Annotated in this window: 18 protein-coding genes; 7 read left to right on the top strand and 11 right to left on the bottom strand. The window is 40.0% G+C overall.

Annotation, left to right across the window (positions count from 1 at the left end):
- Nucleotides 1-27: 27 nt before the first annotated feature.
- The 4 genes from DCO44_RS06175 to DCO44_RS06160 form a co-directional block, all read right to left on the bottom strand.
- Complete coding sequence (locus tag DCO44_RS06175) at nucleotides 28-270, bottom strand: DUF6868 family protein (RefSeq protein ID WP_116760085.1); 243 nt, start codon at nucleotides 268-270, stop codon at nucleotides 28-30.
- Nucleotides 271-312: 42 nt separating this feature from the next.
- Nucleotides 313-876 carry a DUF4256 domain-containing protein gene (locus DCO44_RS06170; RefSeq protein ID WP_116760083.1) on the bottom strand — a complete coding sequence of 188 codons (564 nt, stop codon included), beginning with the start codon at nucleotides 874-876 and terminating at the stop codon, nucleotides 313-315.
- A 575-nt stretch (nucleotides 877-1,451) separates the two neighbouring features.
- Nucleotides 1,452-2,339 carry a DMT family transporter gene (locus tag DCO44_RS06165; protein WP_116760081.1) on the bottom strand — a complete coding sequence of 296 codons (888 nt, stop codon included), beginning with the start codon at nucleotides 2,337-2,339 and terminating at the stop codon, nucleotides 1,452-1,454.
- A gap of 76 nt (nucleotides 2,340-2,415) precedes the next feature.
- Entirely contained in the window at nucleotides 2,416-3,252 is an 837-nt protein-coding gene (locus tag DCO44_RS06160) for a helix-turn-helix transcriptional regulator (RefSeq protein ID WP_116760079.1), read from the bottom strand.
- A 67-nt stretch (nucleotides 3,253-3,319) separates the two neighbouring features.
- Between DCO44_RS06160 and DCO44_RS06155 the strand changes: the two genes are divergently transcribed.
- The 4 genes from DCO44_RS06155 to DCO44_RS06140 all read left to right on the top strand — a co-directional run bounded on the left by DCO44_RS06155 (nucleotide 3,320) and on the right by DCO44_RS06140 (nucleotide 8,021).
- Complete coding sequence (locus DCO44_RS06155; protein ID WP_116760077.1) at nucleotides 3,320-3,727, top strand: DUF962 domain-containing protein; 408 nt, start codon at nucleotides 3,320-3,322, stop codon at nucleotides 3,725-3,727.
- Between the two features lie 239 nt (nucleotides 3,728-3,966).
- Nucleotides 3,967-4,692 carry a YgfZ/GcvT domain-containing protein gene (locus DCO44_RS06150; RefSeq protein ID WP_116760075.1) on the top strand — a complete coding sequence of 242 codons (726 nt, stop codon included), beginning with the start codon at nucleotides 3,967-3,969 and terminating at the stop codon, nucleotides 4,690-4,692.
- A gap of 450 nt (nucleotides 4,693-5,142) precedes the next feature.
- Nucleotides 5,143-6,465 carry an OmpP1/FadL family transporter gene (locus tag DCO44_RS06145; protein ID WP_116760073.1) on the top strand — a complete coding sequence of 441 codons (1,323 nt, stop codon included), beginning with the start codon at nucleotides 5,143-5,145 and terminating at the stop codon, nucleotides 6,463-6,465.
- 335 nt (nucleotides 6,466-6,800) lie between these two features.
- Nucleotides 6,801-8,021, top strand: a complete 1,221-nt coding sequence (locus DCO44_RS06140) for an OmpP1/FadL family transporter (protein WP_116760071.1) — start codon at nucleotides 6,801-6,803, stop codon at nucleotides 8,019-8,021.
- Between the two features lie 62 nt (nucleotides 8,022-8,083).
- Here DCO44_RS06140 and thrH read toward each other — a convergent pair whose 3' ends face one another.
- Entirely contained in the window at nucleotides 8,084-8,701 is a 618-nt protein-coding gene (gene thrH, locus DCO44_RS06135; protein WP_116760069.1) for a bifunctional phosphoserine phosphatase/homoserine phosphotransferase ThrH, read from the bottom strand.
- 201 nt (nucleotides 8,702-8,902) lie between these two features.
- On the opposite strand from thrH, the gene DCO44_RS06130 reads away from it, so the two are divergent.
- Entirely contained in the window at nucleotides 8,903-9,637 is a 735-nt protein-coding gene (locus DCO44_RS06130) for a phosphoadenylyl-sulfate reductase (RefSeq protein ID WP_116760067.1), read from the top strand.
- A gap of 173 nt (nucleotides 9,638-9,810) precedes the next feature.
- Nucleotides 9,811-11,190 carry a WS/DGAT/MGAT family O-acyltransferase gene (locus DCO44_RS06125; RefSeq protein ID WP_116760065.1) on the top strand — a complete coding sequence of 460 codons (1,380 nt, stop codon included), beginning with the start codon at nucleotides 9,811-9,813 and terminating at the stop codon, nucleotides 11,188-11,190.
- A gap of 59 nt (nucleotides 11,191-11,249) precedes the next feature.
- Here the strand turns inward: DCO44_RS06125 and DCO44_RS16595 are convergent, their stop codons facing one another.
- The 6 genes from DCO44_RS16595 to DCO44_RS06100 all read right to left on the bottom strand — a co-directional run bounded on the left by DCO44_RS16595 (nucleotide 11,250) and on the right by DCO44_RS06100 (nucleotide 16,008).
- Nucleotides 11,250-11,423, bottom strand: a complete 174-nt coding sequence (locus DCO44_RS16595; RefSeq protein WP_165815689.1) for a PA1571 family protein — start codon at nucleotides 11,421-11,423, stop codon at nucleotides 11,250-11,252.
- A 140-nt stretch (nucleotides 11,424-11,563) separates the two neighbouring features.
- The gene (gene rng, locus DCO44_RS06120; RefSeq protein WP_116760063.1) at nucleotides 11,564-13,018 is read right to left on the bottom strand and encodes a ribonuclease G; all 1,455 of its coding nucleotides are present in this window, start codon (nucleotides 13,016-13,018) and stop codon (nucleotides 11,564-11,566) included.
- A 39-nt stretch (nucleotides 13,019-13,057) separates the two neighbouring features.
- Entirely contained in the window at nucleotides 13,058-13,624 is a 567-nt protein-coding gene (locus tag DCO44_RS06115) for a Maf family nucleotide pyrophosphatase (protein WP_116760061.1), read from the bottom strand.
- Nucleotides 13,612-14,103, bottom strand: a complete 492-nt coding sequence (gene mreD, locus DCO44_RS06110; protein ID WP_116760059.1) for a rod shape-determining protein MreD — start codon at nucleotides 14,101-14,103, stop codon at nucleotides 13,612-13,614. The genes DCO44_RS06115 and mreD overlap by 13 nt, the downstream gene beginning before the upstream one ends.
- On the bottom strand, nucleotides 14,090-14,947 hold the full coding sequence (gene mreC / locus DCO44_RS06105; RefSeq protein ID WP_016165347.1) for a rod shape-determining protein MreC: 858 nt from the start codon (nucleotides 14,945-14,947) through the stop codon (nucleotides 14,090-14,092). Before mreC ends, mreD begins: the two co-directional genes overlap by 14 nt.
- A gap of 14 nt (nucleotides 14,948-14,961) precedes the next feature.
- Nucleotides 14,962-16,008 carry a rod shape-determining protein gene (locus DCO44_RS06100; protein ID WP_116760057.1) on the bottom strand — a complete coding sequence of 349 codons (1,047 nt, stop codon included), beginning with the start codon at nucleotides 16,006-16,008 and terminating at the stop codon, nucleotides 14,962-14,964.
- A gap of 132 nt (nucleotides 16,009-16,140) precedes the next feature.
- Between DCO44_RS06100 and gatC the strand changes: the two genes are divergently transcribed.
- Entirely contained in the window at nucleotides 16,141-16,455 is a 315-nt protein-coding gene (gene gatC, locus DCO44_RS06095; protein WP_100242180.1) for an Asp-tRNA(Asn)/Glu-tRNA(Gln) amidotransferase subunit GatC, read from the top strand.
- Nucleotides 16,456-16,502: the final 47 nt, after the last annotated feature.

Genomic DNA, 16,502 nt, shown 5'->3' with positions numbered 1-16,502 from the left:
ACTCCTGTAATAACAAGAATACTCAATTTAATCTAGAAAGGATAAAATAATAAACGGAACCAAATTAAACACCATAATTAGAATTTTATAGACTGCCATCGCAGCATAATGAATTGCATCAAAAGTCTGATCATTTAGATTAAACCAGCGACCATGTAAGCTTTTCATCCATGTTCGGGCATTGATAAAAACCAAAAACCAAATCAATAAAATGAGATAATTAAGGGCCAAAGACCAACCCAACACTTGCCCTAATAATTGCATATCCATGTGTATCACCTCTATCTTCACGTTGAATAGTCACGTCATGAGCTAAAGTTTTAACCCGACACGAAAACCTCGCGCAGCATAATAAGATTCAGCCCCGTTATGATACGTAAACACCTGACCATAGCGACGGTCACAAAATAATGCTCCGCCCAAAGCCCGAATAGCCTCAGGTGTACTCACCCAACTTGATGTTTTCTGGTCAAAATTCCCTAATTGCTGTAATTCATAATATTGCTGTTCTGTGAGTAGCTTAGTGCCCATCACCTCTGCCAAACGCAGCGCACTGTCTTGTGGTGGATTCTGCTTTCGAGCAGCCAAGGCTTCTGCGTCATAACATAAACTACGGCGACCTTTGGGACTTTCCTCAGCACAGTCGACAAAATAATATTCATCGCTGTTTTGTTCAAATTGAATAAGATCGGGCTCGCCCCCTGTTTGTTCCATCCAGTGCAAACTTTGAACTTTTTTAGGTTGTGCTTGAAGTTTGGACAACACTTCACTCCATTTGAGATGAGGATGTCTTAAAACATGCTGCTCGAAACGTTGTTGTAAACGGGTAAAAAGTTGCTGATCATCTAATGGCTGATCTAAGTTGTGATGGCTCATCTCTGCTCTTCTTTTTATGACATTATTTTTCGAAACCTGCTCTTATCATGTTACTGAATGAGCCAAAAAAACATCGTCTGAATTTGTAAATGAAGTAACTATGTTGAGGAATATTGAATAAGCAGCCAAACTAAAAGGGAGGTTAAAATATTATTAAAATTATATTGTTATTCGATTTTATTCTAAAAAATTTTTAGGGTGTCAAGGGAAAACATCAGTGGTTTACTTCAACAACCATGACTTTGTAAATCATAACCTTGTGCCTATAAACTTTTGGTTTATAGCGTCCTAAGCCGAATCGAGACCTTTTGGGTAAGTACTACACTCACGTTGTACGCAACTGGTAGCAATCTACTCTTTCCGATCCCCATCACACCCTTGAGATATAGTGTAGGCAGATTCGATTGGGATTGTTTTCCTAAAATTTAGAATTTTTCACAATTTTTAAGTATATTTCCCACAATATAAAAAATATAAGGAATTAATTTCCATTTATTAAAATTTAATCAATTTTTAATTTCACTTTTACGTATATTTTGCGTTTTTTTACCAAACCAACCCCAGCAAATCTAAAATTATGCCCAAATCACCATAATGGCTGCCAAAATGACTAAAAAAAGCCCCAAATGATCTGAACGAGCTAATTTCTCTTTAAAGAAAAATACCGAAATCAACAAACTAAATAGAATTTCAATTTGCCCTAGGGTTTTCACCAAAGCCACTGTCTGCATACTCATGGCACTAAACCAACCTAAAGATGCCAAGAAGCTACATACACTGACTTTGAAGGTCAGTCCGACCCGCTGCCCTATGTGGTACAAGGTTTTTCTGCTAAATAAACTTAAGTACAACAACAGAATCACACATTGAAAGCCAATTAAAATACACAATACCCACGCTGCACGATGCAAAAAAGGCAGCATTGCCAGTTCTAAACTGGCTTCTCGAACCAATAGGGAGGTAATGGCAAAACACAACCCACTGCCTAATCCGATCATTAAGGTTTTGACGAAAAGTTTGGTCCGCTTGCTTCCTTGACTCAGTAAGAATACAGCGATTGCACCAATCAGTACCCCAAGCCACCCCCAAACGCTTAAGTGCTCTTGTAGCAACATGACACCAATGAGTGCAGCCAAAATGGCTTCGCTTTTTGCTAGCCCGATGCCAATCGCATAATTCTTTTGTTGAAACAATTTTACCATTAAGGCTGTTGCGTATATTTGGCTCATGCCTGCAACCACAATGTACAGCCAAAAATGTGCTGAAAAACTCACAACTGCTGTGACAGGTTGTTGGTGATATAAAATAGCGAGGTAACTTAAAGCAAAGATTGGAGAAAAGAGAAAACGCGCTAAGGTGGTGCCATAGACATCAACGCTGGTACTGAGTTGCTTTTGAAAAGCATTACGCCACGCCTGCATAAAAGCAGCCATGATTGTAAATAGTACCCAAGCAATTGCCATAATTCGGACTTCATCTCTAAATCAGGTGCTAATTTACTCGCTTCAAATTGACTTTTCGAGCTTTAGTTTCCTTTTACTACACTGGTGTGCGATGCGACTTTGGCTGAACAGCGGGCTCACTAATAAAAACCGTGTTGGCCTTCAAAATGGAAGGGGCAAAATCGACCATGCGACGTAAGGTTCGCGTGTAATGTGCTTGATCCGAAAAGCCAGCTTCAAAGGCAAGGTCAATTAAACTATAACCTTCAATCCACAATTGAATGGCATAGCGTACTTTTAACCACAATATATATTGCCGCATGGAACCACCCAATTGAGCACTAAATAAATGCATCAAACGTGACTCAGATAAACCGACTTGAGCCGAAACATCTGCCACTGTAGGAATATTCTGTGGTACTTGCTGTTTAATATATTCACACGCTTTTAAAATACGGACATCCCACGGCAAATGAGTTACTTGTGGGGATACAAGCTGCAAAATACGCAATAATAATCGCTTCACTTGCTCAATATTTAATGCCCCTAATCTCAAGTGTATAAGCTCACTCCTGAGTGGCTGTAAACAATCCGCAGGCAATGAACACATCTGCTTTCCCTGTAATGCGGCGTGTACATAGCCATAAAATTCATGGTCTGGATCTATTAACACTGCCAGATAAGGTTGATTTTCAGAATCCGTGCTATGGCTAACATTCGGTGCCATACAAACAATGTCATGATAACTGCGGGGCTGATGATCCAGAGTTACGGCAAATTGTGCACCTAACCCTATTTGTAACAGTGCAGGGAAATGCACATGTGATTTGTTTAAGTGTTCTTGTGTGACATATAAAACGATGCCATCCCAAGCATATACCCAGCTCTTTTCTGGTTTCGCTACTGGGTCAGATTCCTTCTGATGAAATAGCATAATCGTTCAAGACCCGATGTGGTATTTTGTTCAAAATGACTCCTGTAAACACTAAAGGAGTAGTTACATGTTACAGAATACCCAAGAACTGATTAAAAACAACACTCAGGAACTCATTAAAAATACTGTACCAACACTCACAAATAAGCATGAGGTGCAAATTGTCGGCAGTGATGGTCGTATTAAAACGCTCAAAGAATTCTACCCTTTTTATCTTTCACAACATGCAGACTCAACGTGTCGTCGTTTGCATTTCGTAGGTACAACCTGCGTAATTGGCATTGCTGCAACCGCAGCCATGAAGAAAAATGCCAAATTACTTTGGGCCTTACCTATGGTGGGTTATGGTTTTGCTTGGGTCGGTCACTTCTTCTTTGAACACAACAAACCTGCAACATTTAAACAGCCCTTCTTTAGCTTAATCTGTGACTTTAAAATGTATAAAGACATTTTAGTCGGCAAAGTCGATTGGTAAAACCTCAATTGGGGCCGACTTATTTAGGGGTCTAATAAGTCCGCTCCATCCTCACAATATTCTTAGAAATAGCCTCTATTAATGGCCATCCAATAGCTGTGACCTGTTCGCAAAAAACCAAGAAAATTTTAATCTATTTCCTTTTCATGTTTTCCTGTAAAGCAAATGTGCAATTTCACGCAAAATAGTGGAAAATCAAGCGAATTAATTCTTCTATAAATTGTTGAAGTGAGCATTTCATGAGTACTCTTGCATTTACGGCTTTCACTCTTAATGGTGTAGACGCGCAAAAATTTCTACAAGGTCAAGTTACCGTTCACGTAGAACGCCTAATTGAAAATCAAACTCGCTATACCGCAATTTGTGATCTTAAAGGTCGAATTCATTTTGGCTTGTGGCTAAAAAAAGTAAATAGTGAAAGTTTCGAAATTATTACCACACTCGATCAAAGCGAAGAATTTGCCAAACATATTCGAAAATTTGGTGCATTTTCCAAGATGAAACTGGAATCTATTGGTTCAGTATTTCCGAGTATTGTTGGTACACATACTGAATTTTCAGCAACAGAAACAGATATAAGTGCTTGGCAATTGCAAGCCATTGAAACAGGTCAAGCATGGATTTGCCAGATCACTGAACATGCGTTCCAACCTCAAGAATTACGTTTGCATCAACGTGAAGGTGTTCACTACGATAAGGGCTGCTACTTAGGTCAAGAAATTGTGGCCCGCCTCTGGTTTAAAGCAAAACCAAAACACTGGCTACATTTAGTTCAAGGACACGGTGAAGCCCCTGCCCCAGCGACACAACTCAACAAAGATGTGGACGTGGTCAATAGCATACCAACACCTGACGGCTATAAAGCATTAGTCGTTGCAAAACCAACTGCAATGACTGAGTTAGGTTTACAAATCTTAGACTTGCCAGAAGAATTGAATGGTGATGTTGCAAGACCTGTTCATTAATTCTGTTTAAATGTATTTCTAGATCGTATATGAATCACATATACGATCTTTTTAAACTTATAAAAATAATATAAAAAATAGATGCTTAGAACTTTTATAAATTACAGGTCATTTACGATTTATATTCCCTCTCTAGCAAATTAAATTACACAATACCCATTTTTGGTTATTTTATAGCCACTTGCATTTTATTCCAAATCCCACTTAAATTCCAATTAAACATATATATTTCAGCTAGTTAAAATAAAACTATGGATAGAATATAGATTTTTTACTCTATTTTGTTGTTTTTTTGAACTAATCAGTTCTGCTAGAGCATTTACTCTTATTTTAATTGTGCTATTTTTGTCACATGGAGTAACGATATGATTTTGGTCGGATCTACCAAATAATTCCAGATTTTACATAAACATACATAAAAAATCGTGTACCTCAAGGGAAGATGAAAGAATGAAATTAAAAGCGCTAACTACCGCAATGATTCTCGCAGCATTACCAACCGCTGGAGCATTTGCTGCGGCACTTGACCGTTCAGGACAATCTATTTCTGCCTTCTTGCAACCAGGCAACTATTTTGAAGCAGGTATTTCAATCCTTGATCCGGACGTATCAGGGAAAGATATATCTGGTAACAATGCTAGCGACATGGCTGGGGACTACTACTTCCCTACTGCTGCATTAAAACTACAATTAACTGATCAATTCTCTTTTGGTTTACTTTACGATCAACCATATGGTGCTGAAGCTGAATATACTGGTAACAATAATTTCGTTGCCAAACAAAGCGACCGCTTACTACCATCTGCTAGCAGCCCAACTTTAGGACAAGCGGGTTTAGGCAATGTGGTTACTGGTGGCACATCCGTTGAAGTAGATACTCAAAATTTAAACTTTATCCTAGGCTACCAACCTACAGCTAATTGGAACTTGTATGGTGGTGCTGTTTATCAAACAGTAAAAGGTAATGTGAAACTACGTGGTTCTGCATATAGCCTTTATAATGGTTACGATGCCGACATTAAAGAAACAGGTGACTTTGGCTGGTTAGCAGGTGTCGCTTATCAAATTCCAGAAATTGCATTAAAAGCATCATTAACATATCGTTCTGAAATTGAGCATAATGCACAAGTTAATGAAAATATTCCTATTGTAAACTTGGTTGCAGCAAATCCAACATTATTGTTTGGCGCTCTGGGTATTACAGATCCTGCTACGCAGCAAGCTATCGGTCAGAAACTTGCAGCATTAGGTGGCAGTGGTAAAACTGACATTACAACGCCTCAATCTGTAAATTTAGATTTCCAAACTGGTATTATGGCCAATACAGTTGCCTTTGCTAACCTACGCTGGGTGAACTGGAAAGATTTCTCAATTCAACCATATAAGTTTGGTCTTGTTTCTCAAGCTGCTGGTCAATTACTGCCACAATTAAATAAACCAAATGGTTTTAATTTAGTTGATTACTCTGATGATCAATGGTCAGCAAACGTTGGTGTGGGTCGTAAATTGACTGAACAATGGGCAGGTAATGTATCTGTCGGTTGGGATTCTGGTGCTGGTAACCCTGTAACGACACTAGGCCCAACAGAAGGTTATTGGAATCTTGGTCTAGGTGTTCAATATAGCCCTACACCTGCAACATTCATTGCTGGTGGTGTGAAATACTTCTGGTTAGGCGATGCAGATGCTCAAACTGGCGCTCATTCTGCGGCAGGTACTTTCAGTGACAATGATGCACTTGCATATGGTTTAAAACTCGGCTACCGCTTCTAATTCCTACTTGACTCAAAAGACCATCCTTCTGGATGGTCTTTTTTTGGCAAAAAGTATCATTTTTATAAATCTCAATTTTCACCGAACTTAGCCAAGTGTTTCTAAATTAAACATTTAATTTTTTACTTAAATGATTCTATAATTAAACTAATTACTCTATTTTTTATATATAAATCATTAATATACACACGTACCATTAGTATTTTTACTCTATTCAAGCACTTTTTGTGTATGAGCTAGTTCAATTAATAAACGGCATAGTGCATTTACTCTTTTTTAATTTGTGTTACCTTCCCTTAACTTTTAGTTACAAAGCGATATCAGGGAAAATATCCATGAAGCTTACAGCTCTTAAAAAAGCAATTTTACTCTGTCTTATTCCTACTACTTCTACATTTGCCGCAGGCCTTGATCGTTCTGGTCAATCTATTGCAGCTTTTCTGCAACCAGGGAACTACTTTGAAGCAGGTATTTCTATACTTGATCCAGATGTTTCAGGCAAAGACAAAGAAAATAATAATACAGGTGACATGGCTGGTGACTATTACTTCCCTCATGCAGCTTTGAAAATCCAAGCAACTGATCATTTCTCTGTGGGCTTGATTTACGACCAACCCTATGGTGCAGATGCCGAATATTCTGGGGATAGTGGTTTTGTAGAAAATCGTCCTGTTCCCTTTAAAGGTGGTACATCTGTTGTTGTTGATACTCAAAACTTAAATTTATTAGTAGGTTATCAACCGAATGATAACTGGAACTTATATGCTGGCGCTGTATATCAAACGGTAGATGGAACTGTCTTACTTCGTGGTACAACCTATAGCGTTCTTAATGGTTATGATTTTAGAACAGGTGAAGATGAGTCTGTTGGTTGGTTAGCGGGTGTTGCTTATCAAATTCCTGAAATTGCATTGAAAGCATCAGTAACCTATCGCGCTGAAATTAAACATAAAATGAATGCTTATGAGCATTTTGGGCTTGCAGGTTTAACTGGTAATGCAAAACTTGATGGTGTCATGACCGCATTAAATGCCTCAAGTGGTGAAACAGAATTAACCACCCCTCAATCTGTCAATGTCGATTTACAAACAGGCATCATGGCCAATACTGTGGCATTTGCCAATGTACGTTGGGTAGACTGGTCAAACTTCAAAGTTCAACCTTATAACTTTGGCAAACTTTCTCAAGTCCTTGGACAGGCTGGACTTGTAGCGAATAAACCGAATGGTTTTAATCTCATTGATTATAAAGATGATCAAATTTCTGCAACTGTTGGTTTAGGTCGTAAATTTAGTGATCGTTGGGGAGCTAACGTATCAGTAGGTTGGGACTCTGGCGCAGGTAACCCTGTGACTACACTGGGTCCAACAGAAGGCTTTTGGAGTGTAGGAACGGGTGTACGTTTCTCTCCTGCTGAAAATTACTTTATCGGTGCAGGCGTAAAATATTACTGGTTAGGTGATGCTGATGCCGTAACTGGTGCTCACTCTGCAGCAGGAACATTTACTGACAACAATGCCATCGCGTATGGTTTAAATGTAGGCTATAAATTCTAAAATCTAGAATTAAAAAAAGACGGACTTATGAGTCCGTCTTTTTTTGCTTTAATCTTATAGAGTTAAGCAGGAATATCACGTACAGATGCCTTACGAATGGCTTCTTTTAATGCATCATAACCATTGATTGCTGGGAATTGTGGAAATTCAGCAATCACATTTTCTGGCGCATCAAACAAGAAACCATGATCCGCTTCGCCCAACATTGTGGTGTCATTATACGAATCGCCCGCGGCAATCACACGGAAGTTCAAACCATGAAGTGCTTTAACCGCCTGACGTTTTTGGTCTGGTTGACGTAATTTATAAGCAGAAATCATGCCCTGCTCATCTGTTTCTAACTTATGACAAAAAATGGTTGGCCAACCCAATTGTTTCATCAGTGGATGTGCAAATTCATAAAAAGTGTCTGAAAGAATAATCAGTTGGAAATGCGTACTGACCCATTCTACAAATTCTTTCGCACCTGGAAATGGTCCCATTTCCGCAATCACATCTTGAATATCATCCAAGCCTAAATTATGTTGCTTAAGAAGATTTAAACGCTGTGTCATCAACACATCGTAGTCAGGAATATCACGTGTTGTCGCTTCTAGCGCTTTAATTCCAGTTTTTTTTGCAAAGTTAATCCAAATTTCTGGAACTAACACACCCTCTAAATCAAGACATACAACTTCCATGAATGCTCCCAACTGTCTATGAAAAAAATTTGGACTATAATAGCATCAACTTATGATTCAGTAGTTGCTGTTTTTTAAATCTATTTTTTTCATAAGCATTTATTTTTTAATGCTAAGTAGAAATATTCAATTCAATTAGAATATTTTCAAAATCTTTTAATATAGGTTTTGAAGTCTCCAAGCCTATAGCCAGGAACTCTAATGACTACTATCCCTACTGTCGATCATATTGATGCACTTGCATCTGAATATGCAGATAAATCTCCAAGTGAAATTTTAGAACTCGCACTGAATCAAGAAGGTGAAATTGCCATTTCTTTTTCTGGCGCTGAAGATGTTGTACTGATTGATATGGCTGCCAATCTGGGTAAACCATTCCGTGTTTTTAGTTTAGACACGGGGCGTTTACACCCAGAAACCTATCAATTTATTGAAACTGTGCGTAAACATTACAATGTTAATATCGAAATCTGTTTCCCAGAATCTGAAGCAGTCCAAGCACTCGTCAATGAAAAAGGATTATTCAGTTTTTACCAAGATGACCATAAAGAATGCTGTGGTATTCGTAAAGTACAACCTTTACGAAAAAAACTGGCGACTTTAGATGGTTGGATTACGGGTCAGCGTAAAGACCAAAGTCCTGGTACACGCACTGAAATTCCAGTGGTTCAATCTGATGTTGGCTTTTCTGGCCCAGGTAAACAGTTGATTAAATACAATCCTTTGGCGAACTGGTCGAGTGCTGAAGTATGGAGCTATATCCGTATGATGGAAGTACCATACAATCCACTACATGAGCGTGGTTTTATTTCAATTGGCTGTGAACCATGTACGCGTCCTGTATTGCCCAATCAACATGAGCGTGAAGGTCGTTGGTGGTGGGAAGAAGCCACCCATAAAGAATGCGGATTACATGCTGGTAATTTATCAAAATAATTTTGTCAAGCCAAAGCCACTGAACTATTCAGTGGCTTTTTTTCAGATTGATGGACATATAAAGCCGTAACTTTTCTAAGTAAAAAGCGCTATACTCAAATCAAGTTTTATAATTCTAACAAGGTGTCTCAGAAAGGAGTCACCGCAGAAATTGCAGTGAGGCAATCAATACTATGCGCCCCTTACACCCCATTGACTTTATTTTTTTAACATTAGAAAAACGGCAGCAACCGATGCACGTTGGGGGATTATTCCTTTTCCAAATTCCTGAGCATGCACCTGAAACTTTTCTACAGAATTTAGTTGCGGATATTCGTAACTCAAAATCTATTCCTATTCCACCATTTAACAATAAATTAAATGGTCTGTTATGGGATGAAGATGAAGAGTTTGATCTCGATCATCATTTTCGCCATATTGCCTTACCCCATCCTGGACGCATTCGTGAATTACTGACCTATATCTCACAAGAGCATAGCGCCCTTATTGATCGAGCTAAGCCTTTATGGACGTGTTACATCATCGAGGGAATCGAAGGTAACCGTTTTGCGATGTATTTTAAAATTCACCATGCCATGGTCGACGGTATTGCAGGTATGCGTCTGGTCGAAAAATCGCTATCTCACGATCCACATGCCAAAAGCATTGTGCCGCCGTGGTGTGTTGAAGGACCTCGTGCAAAACGCATAAAAGAAGCGAAAGTCAGCCGCATGAAAAAAATCATCACTGGGTTGAAACAACAGGTTGAAGCAACCCCTATCGTGATGCGGGAACTTTCCAAAACAGTTATGCAGGATATGGGGCGTAATCCAGACTATGTGTCCAGCTTTCAAGCACCAAGCAGTATTTTGAATCAGCGTGTCAGTTCATCACGCCGCTTTGCTGCCCAGTCTTTTGAGTTTGATCGTCTGCGTCATATTGCGACATCTTTAAATGTCACGATTAACGATGTGGTATTGGCGATTTGCTCTGGTGCATTACGTGAATATTTACTGAGTCAAAATGCCCTGCCCAAAAAGCCTTTGATTGCCATGGTTCCTGCTTCTATTCGGGATGATGATTCAGAAGTATCGAATCGAATTACCATGATTTTGGCAAATTTAGGAACACATAAAGAAGATCCTTTAGAACGTTTGCAGATTATTCGTCGTAGTGTCCTAAATGCAAAAGAACGCTTTAAACGCATGAACTCAAACCAAATCATGAATTATAGTGCTTTTGTATATGGCGCCGCAGGCTTAAATATTGCCTCAGGTTTAATGCCAAAACGTCAGGCATTCAATTTGGTTATCTCTAACGTACCAGGCCCACGTGAACCGTTATATTGGAATGGTGCCAAATTAGATGCATTGTATCCAGCATCCATTATTTTAGATGGTCAAGCGCTCAATATTACGATGACCAGTTATTTGGATAAGCTTGAAGTCGGTCTGACGGCATGCCGTGTTGCACTACCTAAAATGCAGAATTTATTAACGCATTTGGAAGAAGAAATTCAACGATTTGAAAGTATTGTTGGGGTCAAAAGCCCAAAGTTGAAGGCGGTGAGTTAACCGCAGAAACTGATGACACAAATTAAGTAGAATAAATTAAGGGGCTTCATGTGAGCCCCTTAAGCTTTAATACTGCGACACTGTTTCAGTAGCTGATGACAAACCGAACGAACCATAGCAGTTGTAATTTGAGTTTCTTTGCCTTGTTCGTCTACGATATAACCCGTATGTACGTTTTTATTATCTAGCACGTTCTTAATACCTTGTTTGATAATTTTTTCACTCATGCCCATTTCACACCTCTTCTTGCTAAGACCAAATTCCCCAAAAATGAAAATTTAGTTTGGCTACTTGGTATGAGTAGTATTGAAAAAACTAGCTCGAAAGTAAAATTTCAGTTGTAACAAGTGTTTAACGACATCCTGTTACAATTTCAGCTCAGAATGATATCGTATTGCTCTTGCGTATATAAATTTTCCACCTGAAATTTAATCATACGATTAATAAAATGCTCTAAATCCGCTACAGCTGGTGCTTCTGCTGTAAGTAAGCGATCAATCACAGAAGGATGCGCGACAACAGTAAAGCCACTCTGTGATTCAAAAGCTCGGGTATATCGTAAGATTTCTCGAAAGATTTCGTAACATACCGTCTCTGCTGTTTTAACATAACCACGTCCCTGACAAGTCGGACAAGATTCACATAACAAGTGTTCTAATGACTCTCGGGTACGCTTACGCGTCATTTCGACTAGACCTAACTCAGAAACCTGTGTAATTTTGGTCTTGGCATGGTCACGTTCCAACATGCGCTCAAACTGATTCATCACTTCTTCACGATGCTGAGCTTCCTGCATGTCAATAAAGTCAATAATGATAATGCCGCCCAAGTTACGCAAGCGTAACTGGCGCGCAATGACCTGTGTTGCCTCCATATTGGTTTTAAACACGGTATCTTCCAGTGTTCTGCCACCCACATAGGAACCTGTATTGACATCAATTGTGGTCATGGCTTCGGTCTGGTCAATCATTAAATAACCGCCCGACTTTAAAGCAACACGTGTTTGTAACGCTTTCTGAATGTCTTCTTCAACATTATATAAGTCAAAAATCGGACGTTCACCAGGATAGTGAATCAAACGACTCTGCATATTTGGCACAAACTCAGCCACAAATTCCTGTAATTTCGCATGAATTTCACGTGAGTCAACGGAAATTTTTACAGTATTTTCATTCGCTAAATCACGAATAATACGTTGTGGTAAGGGTAATTCTTCAAAAATAAGAGAAGGTACCGCAATATTTTTTTGTTTACGTTGGATGTATTCCCACAACTTTGCCAAATACGCCATATCCTGCGCAATCGACGCTTCATCAATGCCTTCCGCAGCAGTACGTACAATGACTGAACCGGGTAACTCGTGTTCGGCTTGGATCTTCTCAATAATAGAACGTAAGCGCTCACGTTCTCCTTCAGATTCAATTCGTTGCGATACACCAATATGATTACCAAAAGGCATGAGCACCAAATAACGCGAAGGAATAGAAAGGTCTGTGCTTAACCGCGCACCTTTGGTTCCCAACATATCTTTCATGACTTGGACAGTCAGAATTTGTCCGGGCTGTAATAACTCAAAAACATTGGGAATCGGCTGATTCCGCGGCCAGATCATATCATTGATATGTAAAAAAGCAGTACGCGACAGACCAATATCGACAAAAGCTGCCTGCATACCGGGCAAAACACGAACCACTTTGCCTTTATAAATATTTCCTACCAAACCCCGTTTTACAGTACGTTCAACATATAACTCGTTGACTGTACCGTTTTGAATTAACGCCACACGACACTCCATCGGTGTGACATTAATCAGTAACTCGTCAGACATAATAAGACTCAAAACATTATAAAAATTTTTGTTTCACCATTAATTTAATAGCTTAATGGCTTTGAATAACTCGACTGTCTCATGTAACGGCAAACCAACTACATTGGTATAACTGCCTTCAATACGGGGAATATAACGCGAAGCAAGCCCTTGTATGGCGTAAGCTCCCGCTTTCCCTTCGGGTTCCCCTGTTGCCCAATAGTCTTCCATGTCTTTCAGGCTCAGCACTTGAAATTCGACTTGGGTACGCACCACTATACTTGAAATTTGCGCTGATGTACGTACACACACCCCAGAAAATACATCATGCTTTCTGCCCGAGATTTTTGCCCACATTTGAAATGCATGGTCTTTTGATTCTGGCTTACCCAAAATTTCACCATCGACACTTAAGCTGGTGTCTGCAGCAACAATGACGGCATTTGGAAATTTTTGTTGTACTACCGACGCTTTTTCACAAGCCAAACGCTGGACATAATCTGCTGCAGTTTCATTCTCAAACGCAGATTCATCAATCTCAGGACTATAAATTAAGAACTCTAGACCGAGCTGCTGAAGCAGCTCACGACGTCTGGGAGAACTAGAGGCAAGAACTAGATGCGCCATTTTTTCAGTACAAAATAAACCAACGGCCACAGCAAAACACTGGTGAGTAATGGTTGCCAATGTCGGGCAAAGGGAAACTGAATGCCCCCCATAATTTGTGCCACCCACATCATAAATAGGTAGGCTAGAATTGCCAGCGCTGCAATAACCCACAGGTTGGCAAAAGTCAGTACACGGCGTTCACGAATCAAAAACCGCGTAACAAAACTAATCACCACAAAACATAAGGCATTCAAGCCCAGTGGTGCATCCATCAACAAATCAACAAAAATACCAGTACCGAAGGCAAACCAGACACCACACCATGTTGGCTGACACAGCACCCAAAACAGCATCACCATCATCATAAACAATGGACGCCAGCCCGAAACTGCATATGCCAATGGATAAACCATCAGCACAGAAGCAACAATCACTGAAAAGATGATTGGGAATAACGGATCTTGACGTTTTTCTTGACGTAACTTAGCGATTGGCATGTGGCTGCTCCATCGCTAATGAATCGGAAAACAGCACCACAACATGATGACCACTGGCTAACTGCGCCGCGGGAACCACATCAATCTGTGCAAATTCACCTGTCGTATGTCGACTCACTTTAGACACTGTACCGACCAAATATCCTGCTGGGAAATGCGCCCCTAAACCTGAGCTATACACTTTTTCACCCACCTTAATATTGGCACTGGTCGGAACGTATTCCATTTTCAGATGTCCTAAATCACCTGTACCTGAAACAATAGCACGCATGCCTGTGTACTCTAAACGCACTGATAAAGAATGATCTTTGTCAGAAAGCAACATGACGCGGCTACTGTGCGGATACACATTGATGATTTGCCCCATAATACCCTTATCGTCCAATACCGTTTGTCCAACTTTCAAGTTGTTGGTTGAACCACGGTTAATCACAATAATATGGCGTAATGGATCTGCATCCGTCCCAATGACTTCAGCAATTTCCATTCGACCATCAATAATTAAAGGCGTATCGAGTAAACCACGTAAACGTGTATTTTCAGCAGAAAGCTCGGACAGCTTTTGCAAACGCACTTGGGCTTGTAGCAACTCCGCCTGCATGGCCGTGTTTTCACGACGTAGTTGTGCCTCAGACTTGGTCTGCTGAGTTAACCATTCGCTGGACAATACAGGATAACTTGCCAAGGCATAAATGGGATTATATGCCGCATACAAGACATCTCTTGCAGGCTGTATCACATGAGGTAAGCGCCAGTTAAAAAATAGCACCACCAAACATGTTACAACCGCAATGATAAATGAGCGAAATGATGGGGGCTGCCTAGAAAACAAATTTGTTTGCACAGCCAAATCCTTAATTAACCAACGAATAACATGTCGTGATTTGGATTATCAAAGAATTCTAAAACTTTACCACCACCACGAGTGACGCAAGTTAAAGGATCTTCAGCAACTACGACTGGTAAACCAGTTTCCTGAGCCAATAATTTGTCGAGGTTACGTAGCAATGCACCACCCCCTGTCAATACAATGCCGCGCTCTGCAATATCTGAAGATAATTCAGGTGGCGTTTGTTCTAATGCAGATTTCACTGCTGAAACAATGCTTTGTAAAGGATCAGAAATCGCTTGGGTAATTTCGTTTGAAGTTACAGTAATGGCACGTGGCACACCTTCTGCCAAGTTACGACCACGAACTTCAATTTCTAAAATTTTACCATTTTCGTCTGGTAAAGCCATGCCTACTTCTTTCTTGATGTTTTCTGCTGTGGTTTCACCAATCACGCAGCCATGTGCTTTACGTACATAGTTAATGATTTGTTCATCAAACACATCTCCACCAACACGTAAAGAGTCGGCATAGACACAACCTTGCAGCGAAATAATCGCAATTTCAGTTGTACCACCACCCACATCTACCACCATTGAACCGCAAGCTTGTTCCACAGGTAAACCTGCACCAATTGCAGCAGCCATCGGTTCTTCAATTAAACGGACATCACGTGCGCCTGCATTGAATACAGCCTCACGAATGGCACGACGTTCAACCAAAGTTGATTTACATGGGACACACACCACAACGCGTGGCGCAGGTGGAAATAAACGCTTTTCATGCACTTTACCAATAAATTGGTTTAGCATGGTTTCAGTCACTTCAAAATCAGCAATTACACCGTCTTTCATTGGGCGAATTGCAGAGATGTTCGCAGGCGTACGACCAAGCATTTGCTTCGCATCAAGACCAACAGCGGCAACAATTTTGTGTGAACCACTGTGACGAATAGCCACAACTGTTGGTTCATTTAATATAATGCCTCGTCCTGGTGCATAAATAAGTGTATTTGCTGTACCTAAATCAATGGCGAGGTCTGGCGAAAACAAGCCAATTAGTCGTTTTAGAATCACGGGGTCGTTCTCAGTTTAACTTTATATGGACGCAAGGTCGCAACTTTAACTAAATGTGATGCTTTGAACAAGTCAATCGCTTATTATAACGCACGATATTTTGAAATTTTTTAATACTGATTAGGTGATGTTATGTCTACATCGGATGCTCAGCATTCAGCAGATTTAAATGCTCAAACCGTTTCAGCGATCGCCAATCTTGCTCGTTTGTCGCTAGATGATACGCAATCTGCTGAATATGCTCAAAGTTTAAATAAAATTTTAGGCATGATGGAAACCTTAAAAGGCATCGACACCGAAGGTGTTGAACCATTGAAAAGCCCTTTCGACAATCCACAGCCGTTACGTGAAGACGTGGTGACTGAACAAAATCATCGTGAAGAATATCAAGCTGTTGCACCTGCAACCGAAGCAGGCTTGTACCTTGTACCACGCGTGATTGAATAATTTTCACTCAGTTGAACCATTTTTTTTAAATTAAACGTAAAGAATTA

The organism is Acinetobacter sp. AM (genome assembly GCF_003105055.1).
GTDB classification, from domain to species: Bacteria; Pseudomonadota; Gammaproteobacteria; order Pseudomonadales; family Moraxellaceae; genus Acinetobacter; species Acinetobacter tibetensis.
The sequence above is the reverse complement of the archived record's forward strand: the minus strand, read 5'-3'. Positions and strand labels throughout refer to the sequence as shown.